Annotated in this window: 15 protein-coding genes; 1 reads left to right on the top strand and 14 read right to left on the bottom strand. The window is 60.8% G+C overall.

Annotated features, from left to right (window positions below; all coding sequences use genetic code 11):
* Nucleotides 1-81: 81 nt before the first annotated feature.
* Together ACVNHC_RS18895 and ACVNHC_RS18900 are read right to left on the bottom strand one after the other, a co-directional pair.
* Nucleotides 82-468, bottom strand: a complete 387-nt coding sequence (locus ACVNHC_RS18895) for a hypothetical protein (RefSeq protein WP_457168692.1) — start codon at nt 466-468, stop codon at nt 82-84.
* Nucleotides 465-953: a hypothetical protein gene (locus ACVNHC_RS18900; protein WP_457168694.1), complete on the bottom strand. Its 489-nt coding sequence runs from the start codon at nt 951-953 to the stop codon at nt 465-467. Before ACVNHC_RS18900 ends, ACVNHC_RS18895 begins: the two co-directional genes overlap by 4 nt.
* Before the next feature lie 239 nt (nt 954-1192).
* On the opposite strand from ACVNHC_RS18900, the gene ACVNHC_RS18905 reads away from it, so the two are divergent.
* Entirely contained in the window at nt 1193-1447 is a 255-nt protein-coding gene (locus ACVNHC_RS18905) for a hypothetical protein (protein WP_457168696.1), read from the top strand.
* Nucleotides 1448-1559: 112 nt separating this feature from the next.
* Here the strand turns inward: ACVNHC_RS18905 and ACVNHC_RS18910 are convergent, their stop codons facing one another.
* The 12 genes from ACVNHC_RS18910 to ACVNHC_RS18965 form a co-directional block, all read right to left on the bottom strand.
* The gene (locus ACVNHC_RS18910; protein WP_457168698.1) at nt 1560-1877 is read right to left on the bottom strand and encodes a contact-dependent growth inhibition system immunity protein; all 318 of its coding nucleotides are present in this window, start codon (nt 1875-1877) and stop codon (nt 1560-1562) included.
* A 130-nt stretch (nt 1878-2007) separates the two neighbouring features.
* On the bottom strand, nt 2008-2253 hold the full coding sequence (locus ACVNHC_RS18915; RefSeq protein ID WP_457168700.1) for a hypothetical protein: 246 nt from the start codon (nt 2251-2253) through the stop codon (nt 2008-2010).
* Between the two features lie 118 nt (nt 2254-2371).
* Nucleotides 2372-2659: a hemagglutinin repeat-containing protein gene (locus ACVNHC_RS18920; RefSeq protein WP_457168702.1), complete on the bottom strand. Its 288-nt coding sequence runs from the start codon at nt 2657-2659 to the stop codon at nt 2372-2374.
* A gap of 210 nt (nt 2660-2869) precedes the next feature.
* Complete coding sequence (locus tag ACVNHC_RS18925) at nt 2870-3256, bottom strand: hypothetical protein (RefSeq protein ID WP_457168704.1); 387 nt, start codon at nt 3254-3256, stop codon at nt 2870-2872.
* Nucleotides 3257-3270: 14 nt separating this feature from the next.
* On the bottom strand, nt 3271-5511 hold the full coding sequence (locus tag ACVNHC_RS18930; RefSeq protein WP_457168706.1) for a polymorphic toxin-type HINT domain-containing protein: 2241 nt from the start codon (nt 5509-5511) through the stop codon (nt 3271-3273).
* A 691-nt stretch (nt 5512-6202) separates the two neighbouring features.
* On the bottom strand, nt 6203-6673 hold the full coding sequence (locus ACVNHC_RS18935; RefSeq protein ID WP_457168708.1) for a DNA/RNA non-specific endonuclease: 471 nt from the start codon (nt 6671-6673) through the stop codon (nt 6203-6205).
* A gap of 250 nt (nt 6674-6923) precedes the next feature.
* On the bottom strand, nt 6924-8036 hold the full coding sequence (locus tag ACVNHC_RS18940; RefSeq protein ID WP_457168710.1) for a hypothetical protein: 1113 nt from the start codon (nt 8034-8036) through the stop codon (nt 6924-6926).
* A gap of 253 nt (nt 8037-8289) precedes the next feature.
* Complete coding sequence (locus ACVNHC_RS18945; protein ID WP_457168712.1) at nt 8290-8631, bottom strand: hypothetical protein; 342 nt, start codon at nt 8629-8631, stop codon at nt 8290-8292.
* Between the two features lie 7 nt (nt 8632-8638).
* Nucleotides 8639-17782, bottom strand: a complete 9144-nt coding sequence (locus ACVNHC_RS18950) for a two-partner secretion domain-containing protein (RefSeq protein WP_457168714.1) — start codon at nt 17780-17782, stop codon at nt 8639-8641.
* Between the two features lie 14 nt (nt 17783-17796).
* Entirely contained in the window at nt 17797-19614 is a 1818-nt protein-coding gene (locus ACVNHC_RS18955; protein ID WP_457168716.1) for a ShlB/FhaC/HecB family hemolysin secretion/activation protein, read from the bottom strand.
* Between the two features lie 400 nt (nt 19615-20014).
* Nucleotides 20015-23110 (bottom strand): efflux RND transporter permease subunit, encoded by a 3096-nt coding sequence (locus ACVNHC_RS18960; protein WP_457168990.1) that lies wholly within the window; start codon nt 23108-23110, stop codon nt 20015-20017.
* A gap of 23 nt (nt 23111-23133) precedes the next feature.
* On the bottom strand, nt 23134-24333 hold the full coding sequence (locus ACVNHC_RS18965) for an efflux RND transporter periplasmic adaptor subunit (protein ID WP_457168718.1): 1200 nt from the start codon (nt 24331-24333) through the stop codon (nt 23134-23136).
* Nucleotides 24334-24401 lie beyond the last annotated feature (68 nt).

The following is a 24401-nucleotide window of genomic DNA, read 5'->3' on the forward strand; positions in this document are numbered from 1 at the left end:
CCGCCACCGCTGCAGCTCAAGTGGTTCTGTTACCAACGGAGCTGGTGAGAGTTCAAATGCGAAAAAAATCACGGATTCCGCTCAGATATAATCCCCAAGCTGGAGCGATTTCAGGAAACTGCACCACCCTCCAAGGATTCGAATATCACTCTCATCGCCAATATCTGGAGCAGAGATAAAGTCAACTTTCCCGTCGTTCACAAAAAAACCAAACTGAGTCCCACCGCCATTTGATGCGAAAAAAGTATACTTCTCGGGGTAAAAATCAACACTCGCTTCTCGGAACTCTAATATCTCAGATATTTTCCAAATTATCAGGTAGGTATCACCTATCCCCCCCTCAGCGCTAGAGAAGTATCTATAGAATTCATTCAGCTCAAAATTCTGACCCAGTTCTGGCCACAAGTCTTTTTGCGTACTGAGAGCCTCCAAAGGTTGTTTGTTCGGGATAAGTTCAAAAAGATTCATCGCTCAAGATCCCTTTGCAAACGGTTCCACCACGGTGTCACATCCTTCCTGTGAGTGCCCATAGGAAGATAGATCTTATTAGCCGGATCAGTTGGACTACCACCGAATTTTACAGGAACAATCTCATGAATCTCATACCCCGTCGGCACGACTCCCTGGCGGCGCAACTGCGCATTTGCGTTATCCGCAAGTCGCCGGGCGTCGGCATACTCGGAACCTGACAACAACCTATATGTGGTGCCTTGAGGCGGCCGCGGCACAGCCGACGGATAGCCGCTCCAATCCGAAACACTAAAAGTACCGTCCGCACGTCGCGTTAACGCTCCATTCGCCGAACCCCTCCCCGTATACCGCCGGCCACCGAGACCGATCAAGACAGCGGCGGCAGAGCCTGCGACGAGCTTGAGGTCCTTCCGGTCGGCTTCGTTAAAACCATGCTTGCTGGCAATCGCATCGATCGCCAGGGCGACGGCCTCGTCGCTCAACTCGCTAGCCGCACGGCCAACCGTTCCCGCGCAGGCATGTTGACGATGGGCGTCAGCGTGCCGGGATAGCGGGCAGCAACGTCCTTCCCGGCCTCTGTCTCTGCGCTGCCGAGTTGACGCCGAAGCCCACGCCAAAGCCGGAGCTGGAGGAGGCGGAGCTGTTCTGAACATCGCGCCACGCCAGTTCACGGGCGGAGAGGTAATTGTCCCCGGCATCTGCCGTGGAAGAACCGCTTTTGATGAGCCCGGCTCATCGGGAGCGGGTCAAGCCCGTGCGGCGCCTGAGCAATGGCAAGGCGGGATACGTCAGCATCGAAAGCCTTGGCAGAAGAATTTACCCCGCCGGTCAGATCCACCTTGCCGCCGGCGGTGACATCATAGCCACCCCGCCCGGCAACAATGCCGCTCTGCTCGCCCACACTGGCAGGATCACCGGCGTGGGGCTTTGGCACGCAGACCCGGACGCCCCGATGACCCCGCCGCCAATGGCATGAAAGCATCCCTGGGCTTAGAGCGGAATCCGATCAAGGTTCAGTGCGCAGGGGAAGTCATACCAATCCAGGATGCGACAGGCAGACACTTCTGCCCTGTCGGAATGGAATAATATCAGCTGGAAGGAGGCTGAGATTCGGGGGCCGCGAGCAAAGATCGAACTCGATCTAACCATGAAAATCCGGTCAATCCAGCAGATTGATAATAATATTCACAACCAAGACTCGCCAAAATATCATCGATTCTTGATGGATCAGAAGCATTTAACTGCAATACTCGATCAATCTCGGATATCAAATCATTCACTAAACCCGCAGGCTCCTCCTGACGAAAAGCTAAAATGACCTCAACATCGGTCTCTCCCGCAATATCCCAATCTTGATGAAAATACCCACCAAGTAATTGCTCTAATGTAGCGAACCTCTCTGTCATGGAACTGGAAACCCTGGGATGATTCGATAGCCGGTCGGCATTGCTGGATCGCGTTGAAGAACAACGCGGACGTTAGACGATTGCGCCGATGTCTGAGCACATAAACATCGAGAACTAAACCAAATAAAATTCAACTAAGGTCTATAGATAACAATTGACCATTCTCGTCACAAACTATTACAACGTTACCATATGAAGAATTTAATGTGATTACTTTATTTGCATGCTCCTCATCAACAAATTTAACCAAGCCTGCGTCACCATCAAATCTTATCTCCAAAAAATATCCATCTCCATCCCCAGCATAAGGAACAGCGTCTTTCATACCCCTGTCAAATAATAACTTTTGTATTTCCTTTATGTGAATAGAGGCCATATCTGCTATCCCGACGACAGTTTCTCAAAGTGATCATTTTTGATGCGGGCATCCAACTGATTTTGGCGGATCGGCCCGACAGATATTATTTTCATATCATCTCTAGGAACAGTTATTCTCAGCAGGGTAGTGTCAAATATCTTTCCCCCTTCATGCCAACGCCCACCGTCACGCTGACACCGGCCGAGCGCGACGAGCTGGACGTATCCATGCTGGTGGTATTGACCGCGGACTTCAGCTCGATGTCCCGCCCGGCGGCGATCACCGCATCATTGCCGGCATTGATCTGCGTCCCTTGCGAAACGATGTCCCGCCCGGCGCTGATGATCAGATCATTCCCCGCCGAAAGGGCCGTAACGCGCGCCGCCTCTCCGGACTGGCTGCTGCCGCTCTTCGAGCTGGACATACCAACGCCAAGCGTCAGGCTGGCAGGATCAAAGGTGTGGGGCTTTGGCTCACAGGGCCGGATGCACTGATGACGCGGCCAATGGTACAGGCAAGATCAAAAAAGACCTGAATCTAAATTCGCAAGCTCCTTCACCAATGATCATATATATCCTTCTCATAATCAAATCTTAAATTTGGCATTTTATGGATTTATTAGGAAAAATAAATATCACAACACTTGATCAATGAGATCCATTTCGTTAACACTTTGCAAGCTACCTATATAAACTGCCTTGGCGGAGATTTGATATTGGTAGCGCCCCATATAAAACATCAATCCATTTGATCTTATGAACTGCACTTCCCCACCCAACACGGCTTCATCTGATAGCCTTATGCCCAGCGTGAAGTCAGGAATGTCCAAAAAAAGCACAAGACAATTCTTTGATTTTTTGCGGAAGTTGGCCGGAACATTCCCTTCCTCGAAGCTAATTTTCACTTCAACGGCTGCCGATTGCGCGTATAGTTTCAAGCTTAGAACACATACACGCCCCACGCCGGGGCCCCCCAGAACCTGGTTTAGCCTCGCCTGTAACTCAGGATGCTCAATCAGCATTTTTCAGCCTCCTCTTAATCAAAAACATAGTGACCGGAAACGCCCGGAATGTTGCCCGCCCGCTCACCTTGCCCACGGAAAATTCCAACGTTAAAGTGAGGGTTCGCAGCGGCTTGGCCCGTAAACTGCGGATGACCCAAACTATGCTCTTTAATAACGACCTGACCATGTACTGGATGGTCGTAAACATAATTTCTAGTCATCACAGGAGAGCCATCAGCGTTACGAACAGGAATCCCATTTTCAAGCAACGGCTCCGTATAGGTAGTAGTTGGCTGCGCCGACCTTGGTATACCCGCTTGCTCTTTAGCCCCTCTGAACGCTCCATTTCTAGAAGAGAACACTTGGTCAAAACAGTCGTTGTGCACCCACACCGGCGCAGCATTTGCATTGGCCGCAACGAAGTATGTATGGAACCCAGCAACAGTAAGATTGAATGCTGTCAGCGGCTCCGCTTTGATTTCCACACCAACAACTGCTGCCCAAGTGCCGTCGTCATTTAGCAAACGATCACCAGCTTGCAGGTCAGCGGCGTCCACCCAATGACCGTTTTCCAGCTCTCCATCATAAACATGACCATCCGACGAACTCGCCACAACACGTTCTGTTTGCACAAAATACGGATGAATGCGGTTCGAAACGATGGTCTGTTCGACGCCAGTTTCAACGTCTCGTATGGTGACCGAAACGGTCTCATCATATGGATTTGAATACTGCGCTTGAACCCGTTGCCATGTCATGTCGCCATTAACTGGGTTGCGTGACCAGACCGTCATGCTTGTGTTCACATCACTGATTGGCAAAAGCCCACCATCAGTCAAAACCAGTGTGTCACCATGGAAGGAGCAGAGCCCTTTTGACCCCTTGTTCTGTGAACCCACAAAACTCTCAAATACCGAGGCAATTTTGGGGCCGACGCGCGCAGACAAATAGGAGGCTGCCTTGCTGATTGCTACGCCAGCCCCTGCGCCAACCGCTGTGCCGACTCCCTGAGATACAATCTCTTCAGCCTGCAAGATCGCAATGTAGGTTGACCAGGACATCCCTGTGGTGTTGATGCCAAGTGAACTTTCACTTGGCGGCGTCATGCGCAGGAATGTAGCTATATGTAACGCCTGATGATCAATACTGCCGTAGAGCTGGATAAATGTTGGATGGCGGCTCTGTGAACAGGCAGGATCCTGGCAATGCATTGCGTCATTCGCCAGCTCAAGCATTCTTATCGTATCATAGTCGAGCTTCTTGACCCCCTCTATGTCCCATTTGGACATCGACCGCAGTTTCGCGAGTTCCGAGGACGGCAGTTCTGCATAAATACGTGAGGCCAAAGTGGCTTTTGCATAGGCAGCAACGGATGGATCAAGATCCTCACAAGCTTCGACCAGCTTTTCCAGTGTTTCCCTGTCAATACCAATCATCAGCTCCTGAATGGTCGTGTCCGAGCAATCGGAGGCATAGGCGGGTGTGATCAGCCAATTGAGCGGATTAAAGCTGTTGTAGCCTTGCCGGCTGGTGCACGCCGCCAGGCGTTCCAGCACCTTTTTCTGTTCGGGAGAAACTTCCAGCTCCTTGATAGCGTCGCCAAGGGCGGACAGAACCTTCCCAAGGGTTCTCACACTCGTGTCCGAGACATAGAGGTCAAAGCCCTCTTCGGTCTCGCGGGTGACTTCGATCACCGTGTCAAGGTCGCGGTTGATGCTGGCGAGCTGGGTGTCCGTGGCGGATTTGTCGGAGGCTTCTTCTGCCTCGGCCTGCGCGCGCAGGGCGGCGGCGGTGGCCGGGTCGCCAGAGGCTTCCGCTGCATCGGCCTCGGCACGCAGCTTGGCGGCCGTCACGCCGTTGCCATCCCCGTCCCGCACCACGATGGTGCCCTGGCCGATCGTGGCCCGGGCAATGCCTTCCTTTTCCGCGTTGGCATAAGACCCTTCGAGCGAGCCGCCGGGCGAGACCTTGCCCTCCGCAGAAACCCCCACAGAGACATTCACCCCGCCGGAGACATGCCGGTTCCTCTCGTGCAGCGCGAGATCCTGCGTCCCGAGCGTCTCCGTCTCCAGCGTCAGCCCGCCCGAGCGCGAGCCGATGACGCCGCCCGTCAGCTGTGTGTGACCGCCAGCCGTAACCGTCAGGTCCCTGTCTGTCAGAATGCCGGACGGCGTCTCCACCCAGGCCCGGCTCTGCGAGCCTTGCGCCGCATTGACCCCTGCATTGGCGCCAAACTGGCCGGTGGTGAAGTTGTAGCTGACACCGGCGGTCATGCCCCTATACCAGCTCCCGATGAGCCCGGCTCATCGGGAGCTGGTCAAGCCCGTGCGGCGCTTGAGCATCTTCAAGGCGTGATGCGTCAACATCGAAAGCCTTGGCAAAAGAGATCACCCCGCCGGTCAGATCCACCTTGCCGCCAGCGGTGACATCATAGCCGCCCCGCCCGGCAACAATGCCGCTCTGCTCGCCCACACTGGCAAAATCACCGGTGACGCGGCTCTGGCTCGCAGACCCGGACGCCCCGATGCCGCCGCCGCCAATGGCGCCAGGGCTCAGAGTGGCAGGGAAATACCGACCTTGTACCGTAGATTAAGGGTGTGGCCGTGTGGACGATCTCCTAACCCAACGGCGCTTGATCCGGATACTCGAATTTCGTGGTCACCGTTCCATCTTCATTGATGAACAATGTGAATGCATGCCAGTCGCCGCCTGTATGCGCTTTCATCTTAGCGTGGAGCTCTTTGACTAAATCCTTTACTTGACGCCGAAGATCACGATCTAGAGCGGGATAATGCGCTTTACCGTTGTAGAAAAAACTGAACTCTGATCCGACGCTTATGCTGCCATCAGAATAGCCATGATCGTAATCAAACCTGCATTTTACTAATTCGGCACCATCTGGACAGCTTCCTTTTACGATACGGCACAGTTGATCAATGACTTGCCGTTGCTCTTCTATCGGGTTTATTGCCCACCCCCAGCTTGGTTTTCAAAATCACGCGTGAAGGTTCGCCCATTGATCTGATACTCGATCTCAATGCTATCCGGCCTTGGATTATACGGATCGGCCCGATTCAAGCGCACCGTCACATTTCCAACGTCATCACCATTTTGCAAAGCGCGGGTGATTTCGTTCTCCCATCGCTTATAGGCGCTGTTGTTGAAGTTAGAGTTCTGCGGAAACAGGTTGAACCGGTCACAGGTACCACCATGGCGGCAAGCCTGAATGTGTCCACCAACATCACCTGCAATCCCCTCCTTCCCTACAGCGGTCTGACGGGCGTCGCGCACGCCAATGCTATCGACCGGCTTATAGGTGATCTCATCGACATATCCCTCCGACGTGGGGTTTGCGCTCACGGGCGCGAGCGCCAGAAGCGCCGCCGCGATCAGGGCCAAGAGGCCCATCAGGAAGGTGTGAAGCCGGAAGGTCACTGTTGTTGATCAACCTCCAGCCATTCGAGACCCTCATACTCGGTTTCGCCTAGTCCTGCCTCCTTCATAACTTGATTGAGGTATGAGTAGTGCCCGCGTGCCGGAACAGCGGACCAAGTGTTCGGTGCTATGTCTTCTTCAGACAGCCAGGTTTCTTCGGATTCATCACAAACAAAGATTATTGTCCCTGTTTTCCGTATCCGAACAGGAACCACCCAGCCCTGATTGCAGTTTGGGCACCAGTGCTTTCTCAGGGCCATGGGTACGCTGTCCTAACTGTTGATCCACCCGGGGTCATCGTCACAATCCTGATACTTGTTTCGCCATTCGTTCCGATAGGCCTCCCCATATCGACAACAAACGCATATGGATCAGTCGGATCGGGGACTCCACGCCTTGCCCATGCTTCATCAACAAGGTTCAGAGCATCATCCCCCTTCACGTTGAACACGGTATGGACCGGCTTATTCGGGTTGGGAGCCGTGTGGTCAAGGACGTGATCGACGCGATTTCCAAACTTCGGATCGGCTCCGTACTGTAGACCGCCCAGCGAAACATGAACCAAATCACCATCCAGTGTCCGATACGTTGTGAACCCTCTTGGTGTGTTCATCTGCGCGCCAACGCCGCTGACAGGCCGCCACCCGTCAGGGATTACATTATTCGGAATTCCTTCTCCAACCGAACTTCCCGGAAGGGCAATATTTCCGCCCTTTTTTGACTCTTTCAGAAAGCGGATTATTCTGGATACAGCGCCAAATGATGCGGAAGATCCCAGTTCCACAAGAAGATCAACTGCGGCTTCCTTTATGAACTGGTTTCGAATTCCCGTGCCAAAGCACCCCTCTGCGCCACCTGTCTGGTCACAGTAGGCGGCACCAGAAATCACAGTCAGAAGACGCTGCCCGAATACGTCAGTCCCTTGATATCCGAGAAGCCGCTGGACCAGATTTTCATCTGCACCAGCAGTCTGCACGGAAAGAAGCTTCAGGTAATCAAAATCTTGGGCGTCACTGATATCTCCGAGAACATCTGCTATGCATTGTATGCTTCGGCAATTATCGAGTGCCTTTTCCTGTTCAAAATCAAGCTTGGTGTATTTCTCTGAAACCTCACGCTTACAATCCTCAACATTGGCAGAGCCATTGCAGCTGATCAGCTCGGCAATCAGATCGTCAATCTGCTGATGATTGAGGAAGTTATGCTTGATATTATCCAGTGCAGCGGCGGCTCCGGCCTGGCCGCCGATGGCGGCGCCGAGGGCGGTGGCGGTCCATTGGCGGATGGCGTCGGTCTGGGCCGTGGTGAGCTCCGGATGGTCCTTCAGCATCTGCGACACGACGCCGTTGGCAAGCTCGCTCACCAGCCCCGCCGCAGCGCCCGCGCCGATGTCCGTGCCTGCAACGGCGGCGACGGCCGCGCCGACGGCGGCGTGCAGGGCGGCCTTGGCGGGGTCGCCGTCCTTCAGGCCGATTTCAGCGGAGATTTCAGCTCATCCGCGCGCCTTCTGGTGCAACCGCGCTCAGCCAAGCATCGCCCATGACGCAGGCAGAAATCCTTTCTGTGCCGTCAGCATGCCAAGGTATCGGATCGAGGAGGAAAGGGTGTCGGAACGATCAGATTGGCCCGGGCCAACTTGCTCCTTCCTTGAATTTACCAAACCAGTACTCCCTGATGTACGGGTCATGAAGCCGGTCGAACTCTCTCGTTAGTACTTCCAACTTCGGCCCAATATCAAACCGGTACTTAAAAAGCAGAGTGGCGAGCCTGCCCTGAATCTCAAGCAAAGATTCAAAATTTTGCTCTGCATCCGACATCGAGACGCACTTACTAATTTCAAAGATAAGCTCTGAGCACCTTTTCTCATAGACTGGCAGGCATTGTCGGATACCCATCAATGCCCGATCAAGGAGTTCAATATTCTCCGAAAGAACCTCATCGATAACTAATAAATCCATCGAAAAACTACCGTAACGGCTGGATGTGGCCGACCTGGCCGGTCGTCGGATTATAGATCATCTCCATGCCAGCTCCTTGATATCTGAAGTAACCAGCAGCGCCCCTTGGATCAGGCGTAATCGTCGGGTTGCTATCCATAATCGCCCTTGCCTGCAAAAATGGCGCAGGGCGCCCGCCGCTCGACCATAGCCGATCATAGTATGACGCGCTGAATTTAAAGCCGTCAGCGGAATAGAACTTACCATCGAATTGAATTGGGCGTCCAGCAACCGTTCCCGTATACCGCCGGCCACCGAGACCGATCAAGACAGCGGCGGCAGAGCCTGCGACGAGCTTGAGGTCCTTCCGGTCGGCTTCGTTAAAACCGTGCTTGCTGGCAATCGCGTCGATCGCCAGGGCGACGGCCTCGTCGCTCAACTCGCCCAGTTGACCAAGTTCCTGGAAAGCCTGCTGAATATCCTTGTAGGCCTGCGGGTCGTAGCTCTCCACTATGTGGCGCAACGCTAGGTCCCGCATGTGCCCCGAAGCCATGCCCATGGCGTTCAGGAACTGAATGGCGTCCTCATCAGGCAGAAGGGCCCGCAGGGAGGCTGCAATCGTCCTGATGGACGCGGGAAGTTCAGCTGTCCCGTCAGGTTCGCCCAGATGTTTGTCAGCATATTTCTCGATAATAGCTGCAAGTATCTGGACGCAGGCTTCCCTTTCCCTTGCAGTAAGGTCGGCAATCTTGACGCCATCCTTGTCCACCAGAGCGCAACCGGATGAAGCATGTGCAGGCGAAACAATCAGGTCCCAGAAGTTGAACCCTTGTTTGCCGGAACAATTCACAAGCGCCTGAAGATCGAAGCGTCCGTCCTTTATCGCAGCGGCGACTTTTTTCGCCGTCTCCAGTTCCTCCGGCGTCAGTTCTCCAGAGCGGCTCAGAGCCTCTCCAACCTGCGCGAATGCCTCGCCAAGCGCATTTCCAACAACTTCGATGGCATCGACAGCCGCTCTCACACTCGTGTCCGAGACATAGAGGTCAAAGCCCTCTTCGGTCTCGCGGGTGACTTCGATGACCGTGTCGAGGTCGCGGTTGATGCTGGCGAGCTGGGTGTCCGTGGCGGATTTGTCGGAGGCTTCCTCTGCCTCGGCCTGCGCGCGCAGGGCGGCGGCGGTGGCCGGGTCGCCGGAGGCTTCTGCTGCATCGGCCTCGGCACGCAGCCTTGCGGCCGTCACGCCGTTGCCATCCCCGTCCCGCACCACGATGGTGCCCTGGCCGATCGTGGCCCGGGCAATGCCTTCCTTTTCTGCGTTGGCATAGGCCCCTTCGAGCGAGCCGCCTGGCGAGACCTTGCCCTCTGGCGAAACCCCCACAGAGACATTCACCCCGCCGGAGACATGCCGGTTCCTCTCGTGCAGCGCGAGATCCTGCGTTCCGAGCGTCTCCGTCTCCAGCGCCAGTTCGCCCGAGCGCGAGCCGATGACGCCGCCCGTCAGCTGTGTGTGGCCGCCAGCCGTGACCGTCAGGTCCCTGTCTGTGAGAATGCCGGACGGCGTCTCCACCCAGGCCCGGCTCTGCGAGCCTTGCGCCGCATTGACCCCTGCATTGGCGCCAAACTGGCCGGTGGTGAAGTTGTAGCTGACACCGGCAGTCATGCCCTTTGACGCGCTGGAGCCTGCGCCCGTGTCCAGCTGGCTTTCCACCGTCAGGTTGCGGCCCGCCTCAACTTCGGCCGACCCGGCATCAACAAGCGCGCCCTTCAGCGCAATGTCCCGCCCCGCCGAGATCTCCGCATGGCCGCCAACCGTGATGTTGGTGTTGGTGTGAGCCGTCTGCGCATTGGCGGAGGTGCTGTTCTGCGCCGAAACGCTGGCACCGATGCTGACGCTTTCCCCCTTCATGCCAACGCCCACCGTCACGCTGACACCGGCCGAGCGCGACGAACTGGACGTATCCATGCTGGTGCTATTGACCGCGGACTTCAGCTCGATGTCCCGCCCGGCGGCGATCACCGCATCATTGCCCGCATTGATCTGCGCGCCTTGCGAGACGATGTCCCGCCCGGCGCTGATGATCAGATCATTCCCCGCCGAAAGGGTCGTGACGCGCGCCGCCTCTCCGGACTGGCTGCTGCCGCTCTTCGAGCTGGACATACCAACGCCAAGCGTCACACTGGCGATCGTGCCGCCCTTCCAGTCCTTCTTGGGCTCCTCCCCGTTGTCACCGCGGTTGTCGCCATTGCCGTCCTTTTTGGAGACAACTTCCTTGCCGAACATCCCGTCAAAAGAGTTGACCGCATCCAGGATTTTCAGGCCACCGGAAGCGGCGGAGATGGCCTTGTAGCCAAGATTGCCCTTGCCGCTGCCAATTGTCTGCACCCCCGAGACAATCTTGTTGCCCGCGTCGATGAGGGGGGAGGCGGCGGAGACGGTGGCGCCGATGAAGAGATCGCTCTTGTGGTGGCTGCTGGCGAAGCTGTCGGTGGCGGCCATCAGGTTGACGTCGCCGCCTGCGGCCAGCGTCAGGTCGCCCTGCGCCATCAGGGCGGCACCGGTGGCGTTGATGTCCCTGGTGGCGGTGACCGTCAGGTTTTCCCCGGCGCTGATGGCGGACATAATGTTGGTGACGCCGGAGGCGGAGCTTTCCTCCTTGGTGCGGCGGTAGCCGACGGAGAAGCCGGAGCCGCTTGGGCTACGCCCGGCAAAGAGCCCGGACTTCTTCTCGAAGGTGTAGCTGTCGAAGGCCGCCTGACCGGTGTCGAGCGTGACGCTGTCCCCGGAGAGCGCCACATCGCCGGCGCCGATGATGGAGGAGCCGGTGACCGTCAGGTCCTGCCCGGACGTGAGGCTGATATCCCCGCCCGAAAGCAGCATGGAGCCGGTGTAGACATCCTCGCTGGAATTGCTCCGGCTTTCCTTGCTGCGCAGGAAACCGCTGGACTTGTTGCTCTCTTGCGCAACTTGTGTGGAGTTTGCCCCTTCGATGGTGAGATTTCCGGCAGCGGCGACGGCAAGATCCTCCCCGGCCAGCAGGCTGCTGGCGGTGATGGCGGTGTCCCCGCCGGAGGTGATCTTCAGGCTGCCGCCCGTATCGACCATGGAGCCAACGGTCTCGCCGCGGTCCTGCACGGAGTGGTAGCGCCCAGTCGTCAGCTCCGTGCGGTGCCTGTTCTCGACCGCGGCAATGGTCACATCGCCGCCTGCGGCAAGGCTCGTGTCCCCTGTCGCGGCCACGCTGGAGCCAAGGACCGAGAGATCGCGGCCGGCAGTCACCGTCAGGTTGCCGCCCGCATCCACGGACGAGCCCTGATGGCCGGTGCTGTCCACGAGGGTGCTGCTGCCGCCCCTGCCGATCTGGAAGCTGGTTTCCGTTTTCAGCGTCTCCAGCTTCACATCGCGCCCGGCGGACAGGTTCATGTCGCCGCCGGAGGACAGGGTGCCGCCCATGCTGGTCAGGTCCCGCAAGGCGTTGAGGCTCAGCGGCCCTGAGGCGGTGATGGCGGCGCGCTGCTGGTTGGTCTGCATGGTGCCGCTGTGCACGTCCACGGTGCGCGCCAGCGTTTCGTTGCGGATGTCCTGACCCGTCAGCCGGATGCTGCCGCCGCTGATCTGGCCGGAGAGATTGGCCAGCATGGCGCCTGCGGTCAGGTCCATGGTGGCGGCGGACAGGGTGCCGCCGAAGTTGACGAGGTCACCATCGGTGCGCAGATTCATCCCGGTGGAGGCGATCATGCTGCCGCTGTTGGTCAGCGATCCGGCCTCCAGCGACACGCCGTTGCCGGTGATGCGCGCGCCGGCCAATTGCACATCCGGGCGGTTGCCGGGGGCAAGGTAAAGCCGGGGCACCAGCACCTTCTGGCCGTTGACGACGGCTTCCTCCAGCCACACCACATCCACGGTCAGGGCCGCGATCTGTTCCGGCGTCAGGGCCACGCCCGGCGTCAGCTGCAGCGCGCCCTGCATGGTGAGCGCGTTGTCATACAGCTGCTTCACCGTATCGTAGTCGGTATGGGTGTCTTCCAGCGAGCGCTTGCCCGTCTGGCGCAGCAGCTGCTCGCGGATGAAATTGGTTTCCACATAGGCATCGCCCAGGCGCTTCTGGGTGATGTCCGGATTGAAGGCCGGAAGGCTGGAGAGGAACGCATCCGAGCCATAGAAGCGGCTGAGATCGACGAATTCCGGCCGCGTCTCAAAGAGGAACTTCGCCTGCGGGTCCTGGTTGACGACGGTCAGCGCCGACACCGGCAAGGTCAGAACCGGCAGCGGCAGGCCGGTGCTGGCGGAGGTTGCCGGGCGGACACCCGCGCCGGAGCCCGAAACGCCGCCGGTTCCTGCGGGCGAGCCCGCCAGCGTACCGGACGCATTTACCTCGCCGCCGGCACCCGTCACGCCGGAAACAGTGCCCGCGCTGCCAAGGCTGGAGCCCGGCAGCTGACCCGGCATCAGGAAGTCGGTGGCGGAACCCGAGGGAATCCCGGCGCCGGAGGACAAGCCCACCTGCCCGGCGTTTTCGCGGATGGCCACATTGTCCACCTGTCCGGTGAAGCTGCCGCTGAAGCTTCCACCAGCGGCGATGATCGCCGGGACAGAGCCTATGGTCGTGGAGGAGACGGTAGTGCCGAGGTCGTCCGAATACCGGTATTTCCAGGGCTTGCGCTTGTACACGTCCTGGATCGTCGTAACGATTGTCTGCTCGACAAGCTCCCGCCCCCTGTTGATCAGCGAGTTGCCTTCCAGACGGATGTTGCCGCTGGCCGAGATCGTGGAATATTCGTTGAGGATGCTGTCTGCGCTGATGAAGAGGTTGCCACCGGCAAGCATCTGTGCGGGCGATCCGGCACTGGCAAAAGCTTCGGTGATCCGCCTTGTCGTGATGACATGGAAGAGGTGGAAGCTGTTGTACGGGCCCTTGTCGATCTCTTCGGAGCTGACCGTCTCCGTGGTGGTGACGCTGGGTTCCGTACCCCGGTTGATGACAGAGCCTGCCCGGATCGAAATCCCGCCGGAAATCGCCTCGATATGGCCAAGCTCATTGACGACGGCGCCCGCCGCCTGACCTGCGGCAAGGCCGCCGATGGTCAGGTTTTCTGCGGCCAGAACCGTGCCGGTGTTGGTGAAATCCCCGCCCAGCGAAAATTCGATGTCCCGCTGTGCAGCCAGAACACCCTCGTTGTAGGCATCTCCCGAGGCGCGCAGCAGGGCATCACGCCCGGCACCCAGTCCGCCCAGATGAACAAGGGTCCCCCCGGCTGCAAGGCTGATGTCGCCGCTGCTGGTGGTCAGCATGCTGGCCTGCGTGGTCCGCAGTTCCTGCTGCGACTGCAGGCTGATGTGTTCGCCCGAGCTGATGCGCCCGTCATGATGGATGACGGCCGCCTTCACCCCGAGGGTGCCGGATTGCGACGCCAGGAGGCTTCCGGCTGCGGTGGTGAAGGCACCGGCAACCGTTGCATCAAGGCCCGCCGTCAGCTTCAGCTCGCCCGTGTGGGTCCAGGTGCCGGCATTCAGCGTCAGAAGACCAGAACGGACGGTGACGAGGCTGCCTGCAAGCGTTGCAAGCGGGCCACCGGCCGAAAGGCTGGCGTTGCGCCCGGCGCTGACCGTGCCCGCGTGGGACCAGTTGCCCGATGACAGCAGCAGGTCACCGGCATGGGCCGTCACCGTGCTGCCAGTCAGGGTGGAGAGCGTGCCGGAGAGGCCGGCACTCAGGCTGCCGGAGGCCGCCGCCTCACCGGCATGGGCCCAGTTGCGGGCTGTGAGCGTCAGGCCGCCGCCCTGCGCCACCAGCAGGCTGCCCGCGTCCGTGGAAAGATCCCCCGTCAGCCGGGCGGCAAGGCTGCCGCCGGCTCCGGCCTGGCCGGAATGCGCCCAGCTTGCGGCCGAAACATCCAACGTTCCATCCCGGGCCAGCAGCAGGCTGCCGCCCGCCGCATCAAGGGCTCCCGTCAGCGCCAGCCGCAGATCCGTGCCGCCCGCCGCCCGGCCCGCATGGGTCAGGCTGCCTGCGGACAGGTTCAGCGCCCCGGACTGGGCCGAGATCAGGCTGGCCGCCGACGTTTCCAGCGCGCCGGACAGGCTGGCCGTGATGCTGCCGGAGGCCCCGGCTTCACCGGCATGGGTCCAGCTGGCGGCCGTCAGGGACAGATCGCCTGCCTGTGCCGAGACAAGGCTTCCGGCGAGCGTGACAAGGCCTGCGGTCAGAACCGCAACAATGTTTCCGCCTGCACCGGCAGCGCCGCGATGGGTCCAGCCTGTGGCGGCCACATCCAGATTGCCGCCTGCAGCAGACAGCACGCTGCCGGAAGCCGTTGCGAGGCTTCCCGACAGTTTCGCCGAAATACCGCCGCTTGCACTCACCTCGGCTGCATGGCGCCAGTCTGCGGCTGCAAGATCGAAGCTGCCGCTACGGATCTGAATGAGGCTGCCTGCGTCCGTGTCCAGATCCCCGGAAAGCGTGGCTTTCAGCCCGGTTGCAGCGCCAGCCTGCCCCGCATGGCTCCAGCTCCGGGCTGCCAGGTCAAGGCGGCCGCCGGAGGCAAGGATCACGCTGTCCTGCTGCGTGGCAAGGGCACCGGCAAGATCCACGGTCACCGCGTCCCGGGCGCTGGCCTGGCCCGCATGGGTCCAGGCCCCCGCCGTCAGATGGAGGTTGCCGCCTTCCGCAAGCAGCAGGCTGCCTGCAAGCGTCTCAACCGCGCCGCTGACAGCAGCCGTCACCTGCCCTGCCGCACCGGCCTGCCCGGCATGGGTCCAGCCGTCTGCCGTCAGATCAAGATCGCCGCCCTCGGCAAGCAGAAGGCTACCCGCAAGCGTCTCCACCGCGCCACTGACAACAGCCGTCACGCCGCCTGCAGCGCCCACATGCCCGGCATGGGTCCAGCGCGCCGCCTCAAGCCGCAGGCTGCCGCCCTCGGCCAGAACCGTGCTGCCCGCAGCACTGTCCAGCGCGCCGCGCAGACGCAAGGACAGCGCATCCCCTGCCGCGAGTTCGCCGGCATGGGCGAGATTGGCTGCCTCAAACGTCAGAGAACCGGAATTTGCGGTCAGGCGGCCGCCGGACAGCACGGTTCCGTCTCCGGACAGCATCACGGCGATGGAACCGTCAGCTCCGGCCTGCCCGCCATGGATCAGGCTGCCTGCAGTCAGGATCAGGCCGCCGGCACCGGCAAACAGAAGGCTTTCCGAAGTGGTCTCAACCGCGCCGCCGATGTCAGCCGTCAGCGCGGTATGGGCGCTTGCCTCGCCCGCATGGTCCCAGCTCGCCGCCCGCAGATCGAGCGCGCCGGTCTGCGCCTGCAGCAGGCTGGCGGCATGGGTCTCAAGGGCACCCGAAAGCAGGGCGCTGACGGCCCCCGTGGCCGCTGCCTGTCCCGCGTGGGACCAGCTGGCGGCATTCAGCGTCAGGTTGCCGCCCTGCGCAAGGATGAGGCTGTCTGCCTGCGTGTTGAACGCGCCGGAAAGATCAACGCTGAGGGCACTGCCGGCGGTCGCTTCGCCGCCATGAGTCCAGTTTGCGGCATTCACCCCCATGGCGCCGGAGTGGGCGGCCATCAGGCTGCCGCTGCGGGCGGCAAGGTCTCCGGCGAGGGTCAGCGTCAGGCTGCCGTCTGCCTCCAGCTTGCCCGCGTGGTCCATGGCAGCGGCACTGAGGCCGAGCGCCCCGCCCTGCGCGAGGATCAGGCTTCCGGCGGAAGAGGCCAGCGCACCGGAGAGAGTGATCGTGGCATCGCCAACCGCGCCTGCCGTGCCTGCATGGGTCCAGTCTCCGGCAGAGAGGACCAGCGGGCCGCTGCGCGCCAGCAGCAGGCTGTCCGTGGTGGTGACGAGAGCATTGCGGCCCGCGCCGGGCTGGCCGCCGCCAAGCCCGATCGAAAGGCTGCCGCCGGTGATCGTGCCGCCTGAAGCAAGGCTGCCGCCGCCGGTGAGCGTGAGGGCTTCGCCTGCCGACAGCGTCTGCGAGGCGGCCACATCCACATTGCCGCCCGCCTCGATGCCGAGCTTGCCCGTGCTCTGGCTGACGCTGCCATCACCCGCCAGCCCGGCGGCGAGAACATCGCCTTTCAGGCTGACATCTCCGCCGGATTTCAGCGTTACGTCGCGCTGCGCCCCTGCCACCACATGCTCCAGCACGCGGATGGCGGTTGCGCCCTGCAATTCCAGCGAAGTGCCCGCGTGGAGATTGCCCTTCACGGTCACGTCCGCCGAGCGGGAGCGGGCCTTGATCGCGCCCTGGGACACGGTCTTCTGCATCACCAGCTTGCCATCGGCGGTCAGCACCATGCCGCCGCCACCGGCCGACATGTTTTCCGGCGTGCGCACGCCGACGCCCGCCTCCGTGCCTTCCAGCGCAATGCGCCCGGCATACATGCCGCCAAGCGCCGAGGAATCGATGCTGAACTCCGGCTTTTCGCTGCCGTCATCCGCCTTTACGGCCTTCACCGCGCGGGTGGCGTAATCCACCTCGTTGCGCCCGGTGATGACACTGACATCCTGCCCGTGCAGCACGCCGTTGATGGCAAGGCCGCGGCTGATGATGTCGAAGTAATCCGTCTGCCGCGCATCCAGCCCCATCGCGCCGATGGTCACCATGCCCCGGTCCACGGAAAGGCCCGCGAGGGCGCCGGTGGCCGGATCAAGCACGGGCGCACCCGTCGTCAGCGTTGCCCGCGGCGTGCCGATGAAGCCGCAGCCGTTGCAGGTGATGCCGTTCGGATTGGCGAGGATGTAATCCGCGCGCGCGCCATGCACCTCCGTCGCCCCCTGCAGCAGGGACGGATTGGTGCTGGTCACCTCGTTGAGGATCAGCCGTGCTTCGGGGCTCGCGGCCAGATTGGGGTTTGCCACCACCATGCCGCCGAGCTGCGACTGGCCGATGGTGCGCGAATTGTTCAGGATCAGGCCCTGTGTGCCGACATTGAAGTCGCTGAACTTGTTGTGCGACAGGCCGGAGCCGTTCGGCGTGGCGATATTCACCAGCGGCACGCCGTTGCCCGCCGTGGTCACCTGCGGCAGGTTGGCTGCGGGTGCAGAAGGGTCGGCCACGACCGCCTGGGCATAGACCGCATAGGACGTCTGCAGCAGCAGGCTGGTGGCCGTCAGCAGGGAGACAGAGGCGGAAGCGGCCTTGCGCAGGCGGCGGTTCAAAAGGCTGTGCAGGGAAGAAGACATGCTTTGGGCCCCTCTTAGAAATTGCTGAGTGTCAGCCCGGCGCGCAGGCGCAGCACGGGCTCTCTGGTGAAGGAACGCGGGGCCTGAAGCGCCCGCTCGTAGGAGATTTCGCCGAAGACGATGCCGCCCTGCAGACGCGCGCCAACGGCGGCGCCCAGCAGATGCTCCTGCCCCTCGAAGGCGCCGGGCCCCGGCAGTTGCCAGCCGCTGTCGAGCCCGGCAAAGAGGCTGAGCTGACCGGCATATTTCGTGAGATCCTCAGGGATCAGCGGCGGCGTCACCGACAGTTCGTTGCGGCTGTAAAGCCCGTTGACCGCCGAAAGGGACTGCCCGTCAAACCCGCGCACGGTGGAGCTGCCGCCAAGGCTCAGCTGTTCGGAACTCCACAGCAGATCCGGGCTGTATTGCGCGGCAAGACGGCTGCTGGCCACGACCTGCACACCGCCAATCTGCCAGCCGCGCAGGAAGCTGATTTCACCGTCGCTCTTGAGGAACTGCGCCCTTGGCGCGCCCGTCTCCGCCAGCCTGTCCTTCGCTGCGCCGAACCATGTGGTGCCCTGATCGAGCCCGGCCTGCAGCGTCAGGCTGCCGCCCAGCATCTGGCGGGTGTGCGAAACCTCGCCGCGCAGCACGCTGAGAATGCGGCTGGAGGTGTCGAGCTTCGTATCTTCCAGATAGTTGCGCGCATCCTTCACCGAGACGCTGACACGGGCATGGGTCTTGCTCACCTGATCGCGCCACAACAGCCGCTCGATCTCGCCCTTGTGCGTCCAGTTGGTGCCGGAGGTGCGGAAGCTCTGCAGCTGGCCCTCCACTTGCGAGGAATACTGGAAGAAGGAGGACGACCAGCGCCAGGTCCAGAAGCCGCGCGGCACGGCAATCTGCAGCGAGGTGCTTTCGCTGGCCTTCGGCTCGCCGAGGGAAGGATCGCTGCGCTTGTGCACCAGCGACAGGGTTTCGAACTGGCCGAACAGATCCTCGACGGTGAAGGTGCCTTCGAACTGCACATCGCCCGTGCTTTCCGAGCCGGAGTTATCCACGGCAACGCTCGCCCGCCAGGGGCGCTTGGCGGTGATCTCCACCACGACGATGCTGAAGCCTGCCTCCGCGCCGGGCTTGAGGCTGATCTTCGCGTCTTTCGAGGACAGGCCGTTGATCTGGTCCAGCCCCTGCTCGATGGTGCGGATGTTGAGGATCTGGCCGGTGACGCCGGGCAGCACGCCATGACCGCGCTGGCGCAACTCGCCGTTCTGGCGGATCTCCACCGTCTCGACCCGCCCTTCCAGCACCTCGATGCGCAGCTCGCCGGTGGAAAGATCCTGCTCCGGCAGATACGCGCGTGAGGTCACGTAGCCCGCATCGACATAAAGATTGGTGGCGTCGCGGACGATGGCGGAAATCTGCGCGATGCCGAGACAATCACGGTCCGGCACGAGCGTCTGCAGCCGCTCGTGCGAAAAGACGCTGGCCTTGCTGAAGATGACCCGCTTCACCGGAATGCAGGTGCCGCCTTCGGGCACAATGCCCGCATCCTCGCGCGGAGCCACGGGCCCACCCTGCGGCGGGGCCACCTGCCGGAACAGACGCTCCTGCTGATCGAGAAAATCCTGCTGCCGCCGCTGCAGATCCTCGCTCTGCCGCAAGGCCTCCTCGGGCACGCCCTGCGCAGATGCCACGCTGCCGCCCGCAACCGCAACCGCAGCCAGCATCAGGGCAAGACCCGCGCCGGCCAGCCGGCGGGAGAGGCCACGAAAGGCACTCACAGAGCAAAAAGAGGGCGTTCGCCGCGCACGTGTGGCCACGCGCACTTCGGGCAGGTACTTCTGAAACAAGGCGTCTCTTCCTTGTGATTTCCACTCAGCGGAAGACACCTGCCCAGGCTTCCGCTGCACGTCTTGAGTGTACCGGCCGTCAGTCTCTTACAACCGGAACTTGGACGCCCTCGTACTTTTGCCAAGCACGCCTGTAAAGCAACTTATCGATTGTTTTCCGGTTGTATCTGACGGCGCGGCAAGCTTCACACAAGTTTCAGCGCAGCTCACGCAGCGTCCTCAAACCTGTCCACCACCGGGAAAAACCAGACCCCCGGACAGTTTTCCTGCCGCCCGGAGGATGCCCGCGCCGGTGTTGCTGAACCGGCCAAGGCCGGGAGGGGGCCGGGAGGGGGAAGGGCGGCCCGGCACCGCCGCGGCTCCCCTCCCCCCGGCAATACCCATTTCGGCAGCGGCTGCCTCAGGGCGCAGCTCGTCTGACCAGCCGGGCAATCAGAACGAACAGGACCGGCACAAAGAAGACACCCAGAACCGTCGCAAAGATCATGCCCCCCATGACTCCGATGCCGATGGAGTTCTGCGCAGCAGATCCCGCACCCGAGGCATAAGCCAGCGGCAGCACGCCCAGAACAAAGGCCAGGGACGTCATCACAATCGGGCGCAGGCGCAATTGTGCCGCCTCGGTAACGGCAGCAACGGCGCTCCTGCCCTGCTCCTGCAGGCTCTTGGCAAACTCGACGATCAGGATGGCATTCTTCGCAGTCAGGCCGATGGTCGTCAGCAGCCCGACCTTGAAATACACATCGTTGGCCTGATCGAACAGCCAGGCAAAGCTGAGCGCCCCCAGCACGCCGACCGGGACTGCCAGGATCACCGCGAAGGGGATGGACCAGCTTTCATAAAGCGCCGCCAGACACAGGAAGACGACCACCAGCGACACGGCATAAAGCAGCATCTCCTGCGAACCGGCCAGCCGTTCCTGATAGGAAAGTCCGGACCAGGAGGCCGCGAACCCGTCATCGAGCGAGGCAACCAGCCTTTCCGCCTCGCTCATCGCCGCACCGGAACTTACCCCGGCCGCAGCCGAACCACTGATCGCAATGGCGGCCATGCCATTGAACCGTGCCAGCGTTGGCGCTCCCTGTGACCAGCCGGTGGTGGCAAAGGCGGAAAAAGGCACCATTGCACCACTCTCGTTCCGGATGGACCATCGTTCCACATCCTCAGGCAGCATGCGGAATGGCGCATCGGCCTGAACATAGACCGGCTTGATCTCGCCCCTGTAGACGAAATCATTCACGTTCGTTCCGGAGAAAACCGTGTTGATCAGGCTGTTGATGCCGGAAAGGCTGATCCCGAGGGCGGCAGCCTCTTCCTGATCAATGTTGATCTTGAGCTGCGCCTCGTATGTCCGCTCATTCCCGCGCACATTCATGAGGTAGGCATTGCCCTGAGACAGGCCGGCAAATTCATTGCCTGCAGCCGTCAGCGCATCCCGCCCCCTGTTGCCCACATCCTCCAGATACATGGAAAAGCCGCTCGTCTGGCCAAGGCCCTGGATGGCCGGAGGCTGCAGCACGAAGACATTCGCATCCCGGATCTTGCGAAAGGCGGCGGATGCCCGCTGCTGGACCGCAGAGGCTGATAGCCTGCTGTCCGAACGCAGGTCAAAATCCTTCAACCTGACGAAAGCCATTGCGGCATTCTCACCGCTGCCGCTGAAGCCGAAGCCAAGCGTCATGAAGACACTCTGAACCGCGTCCTTTTCCTCTTCGAGGAAGTACTTCTCGACAATATCGATGACCGCCTGCGTTCTGGCCGCATTCGCACCTGCCGGCAGGCTGATCTGCGTCATCAGAACCCCCTGATCCTCTTCCGGCAGGAAGGAGGATGGCAGCTCCCGGTAAATCCCGTAGGCGCATGCAAGCAGAACCGCAAAAAGCATCATCATCCGGGCGGGACGGACAACCGCCAGGCGCACGAGCCCGGCGTAGCGCCCCGTGAACCGCTCGAAGCCCCTGTCAAACCAGCCCAGCCAGCGGCTTATGAAACCGCCATGCGAAGGTTTCAGCAGCATGGCGCACAAGGCAGGTGTGAGGATGATGGCAACGAGAACCGACAACAGCATGGCGCTGGCGATGGTGACGGAAAACTGCCGGTAGATGACACCAACAGAGCCCGAGAAGAACGCCATCGGAATGAAGACCGCCGTCAGAACCAGAGCAATGCCGATCAGCGCGCCGGTGATCTCGCCCATGGACTTTTCCGTCGCCTCGCGGGCGGTGAGTTTTTCCTCCCGCATGATGCGCTCGACGTTTTCGACCACCACGATCGCGTCATCAACCAGCAGGCCGATGGCCAGGACCATGGCAAACATGGTCAGCATGTTGATCGAGTAGCCAAGCGCAGCCAGAACACCGAATGTGCCCAGCAGCACGACGGGAACCGCGATCATCGGAATCAAGGTTGCCCTGAAGTTCTGCAGGAACAGCAGCAGCACCGCGAAGACCAGAATGATGGCCTCGATCAGCGTATGGACCACTTTCTCGATCGAAAGCTCCACAAAGGGCGTCGTCTCGTAGGAATAGGCAATCTCGACACCGGCAGGCAGCGAGGGCGCAAGGCTCTCCAGTTCCGCGTGAACAAGTTTGGCCGTGTCGATCGCATTGGCTCCCGAAGCCAGTTGCACGCCGAAGCCCGCAGCCGGCATGCCATTGAATGTCGAGCTCTGGCCATAGGTCTCAAGCCCAAGCTCGACACGCGCCACATCCGCAAGGCGCACCACGCCCCCTTGCGTGTCTGTCTTGAGGATGATCCGCTCGAATTCGGCAACGGACGTCATCTGGGTGCGGGCAACGATACTTGCCTTGAGCTGCTGCCCCTTGACGGCCGGTGACGCACCGATTGACCCTGCGGCAACCTGGATGTTCTGGCTGCTGATCGCCGACGTGACGTCGCTTGGAACAAGCTGGTATTTTTCCAGCTTTGCCGGATCCAGCCAGATCCGCATGGCAAAGCCCGAGCCAAAGGACTGAACGGACCCAACGCCGCTCAGACGCTCTATCCGTTCCTCAATCTGGCTCGACATGATGTCGGACAGCTGGTCGGAGGTGTAGCGTCCGTCGCGTGACACGATGTTGCCGATCATGAGAATGCCCGAAGGCGCCCGGCTGACACGCACCCCCTTGTCCCGCACGTCATCGGGAAGCTGTGACTCGACCTGCGACAGCTTGTTCTGGACTTCGACCTGCGCGATCTCAGGATCTGTACCGTTTTCAAAGGTCAGCGAAACCGAGGCGGAGCCGGTGCTGGAGGTGGATTCCATGTAAAGCAGGCCGTCCAGACCCGTCATTGCGCTTTCGATCTTCCGCGTCACGGAGTTCTCGACCGCTTCGGCCGTTGCGCCGGTGTAGGTTGCGTTCACCCGGATCGTAACGGGTGAAATGCTGGGATATTGCGAGATCGAAAGGGAATAGATCCCCATGACGCCCGCCATCATCGTGGCAATTGCCAGCACGATGGCGAAGACGGGGCGGCCGATGAAAAAACTCGCCAGTGCGTTGCGGGCCGGATGGAGTGTCATTTGCTCTCGCTCCCGGCAGGAGCGGCGGAGAGGCTCTGCCTGACGACCCCGTCTTCATCGATCACAGCCTCGACAGGCGTCACCTGCGTGCCGTCGGATATCTTCTGAAACCCGTCAACGATCAGCATGTCACCATCCTTGACGCCGTCCATGACGATCCAGCTATGCCCGGACGTGGTGCTGGCGGTGACCTGTTGCAGTTTGGCCTTTCCTTCGGACACGATGTAGACGGCCGCCGAGCCGTCGGCATTGCGGGTCAGCGCAAGCTGCGGGATCAGAAAGGCCTGCGGCAGCGATCCGATTTCGACGAAAGCCGTCACAAACATGCCCGGCACCAGCACGCGCTGCGGATTCTGGAAAACAGCCCGGACGGTGAATGTCCCGGTCGTTTCGCCCACCACCATGTCCGCCAGTGACACGGTGCCCTCCTGGTCATAGTCGCGGCCCGTTTCCAGCCTGAGGCGGACAGGCAGCGGCTGCCCGGTGGGGCGTGCCAGCCGGCCAGCTTCCGTCTCGCCCCGGATCCGCAGCAGGTTTGCGCTGGTGTCGGCCAGATCCACATAGACGGAATCAACCTGCCGGATCACGGTCAGCGCACTAGTCTGGTTCTCGGTCACCAGCGCTCCGGCGCTGACAGCCGACACGCCGGTCTGTCCGCCGATGGGCGCGCGTATCGTCGCATTGTCGAAATTGATCCTGGCCACTTCCGCATCTGCCAGAGCGGCCTCCTGGGAGGCCTTGGCCTGCAGCAGGGTGGACTGGGCATCTTCAAGCGTCTGGGAACTGACTGCTGCCTTGTCGAACAGCGTCTTGTTCCGGTCATAGGTCATCTGCGCGCTGGCCGTCACCGCCGCTGCCTTGCTGACGGCAGCATTGGCCGACATCAGCGCCGCCTTGAACTTGCGGTCATCGATCTCATAAAGAACATCGCCAGCCTTGACTTCCCGGCCTTCGGAAAACACCACCTTGCGGACAATTCCATCGACCTGCGGCCTCACCTCGGCCGTTGCCAGCGCCACAACGCGGCCGCGCAGTTCGACGTTGTAGGGAACGGATTGCGAATGCAGCGTGATGTAACCTGCTTCAACCGCCCCCTGAACGGGCGGCTGCTGTCCGGTCTCCCCAGGATTGCACCCTGATAACAATGCAGCAGGAAGCAGCAGGCAAAGCCAGCCCAAAGCGTGAAAAGATCTCATCAAAAGTCTGCCTTTCAAACAGGGTGCAGCGTCAGGCCCGTTGGACGCCGATTTACAGTAATTGCTAT

Source organism: Pannonibacter sp. Q-1, assembly GCF_054073275.1.

Coding starts and splice junctions, on each gene's coding strand:
- ACVNHC_RS18895 (WP_457168692.1), bottom strand. CDS start 468: ATGAATCTTTTTGAACTTATCCCGAACAAACAACCTTTGGAGGCTCTC.
- ACVNHC_RS18905 (WP_457168696.1), top strand. CDS start 1,193: ATGAGCCCGGCTCATCGGGAGCGGGTCAAGCCCGTGCGGCGCCTGAGC.
- ACVNHC_RS18910 (WP_457168698.1), bottom strand. CDS start 1,877: ATGACAGAGAGGTTCGCTACATTAGAGCAATTACTTGGTGGGTATTTT.
- ACVNHC_RS18915 (WP_457168700.1), bottom strand. CDS start 2,253: ATGGCCTCTATTCACATAAAGGAAATACAAAAGTTATTATTTGACAGG.
- ACVNHC_RS18920 (WP_457168702.1), bottom strand. CDS start 2,659: ATGTCCAGCTCGAAGAGCGGCAGCAGCCAGTCCGGAGAGGCGGCGCGC.
- ACVNHC_RS18925 (WP_457168704.1), bottom strand. CDS start 3,256: ATGCTGATTGAGCATCCTGAGTTACAGGCGAGGCTAAACCAGGTTCTG.
- ACVNHC_RS18930 (WP_457168706.1), bottom strand. CDS start 5,511: ATGACCGCCGGTGTCAGCTACAACTTCACCACCGGCCAGTTTGGCGCC.
- ACVNHC_RS18945 (WP_457168712.1), bottom strand. CDS start 8,631: ATGGATTTATTAGTTATCGATGAGGTTCTTTCGGAGAATATTGAACTC.
- ACVNHC_RS18950 (WP_457168714.1), bottom strand. CDS start 17,782: ATGTCTTCTTCCCTGCACAGCCTTTTGAACCGCCGCCTGCGCAAGGCC.
- ACVNHC_RS18965 (WP_457168718.1), bottom strand. CDS start 24,333: ATGAGATCTTTTCACGCTTTGGGCTGGCTTTGCCTGCTGCTTCCTGCT.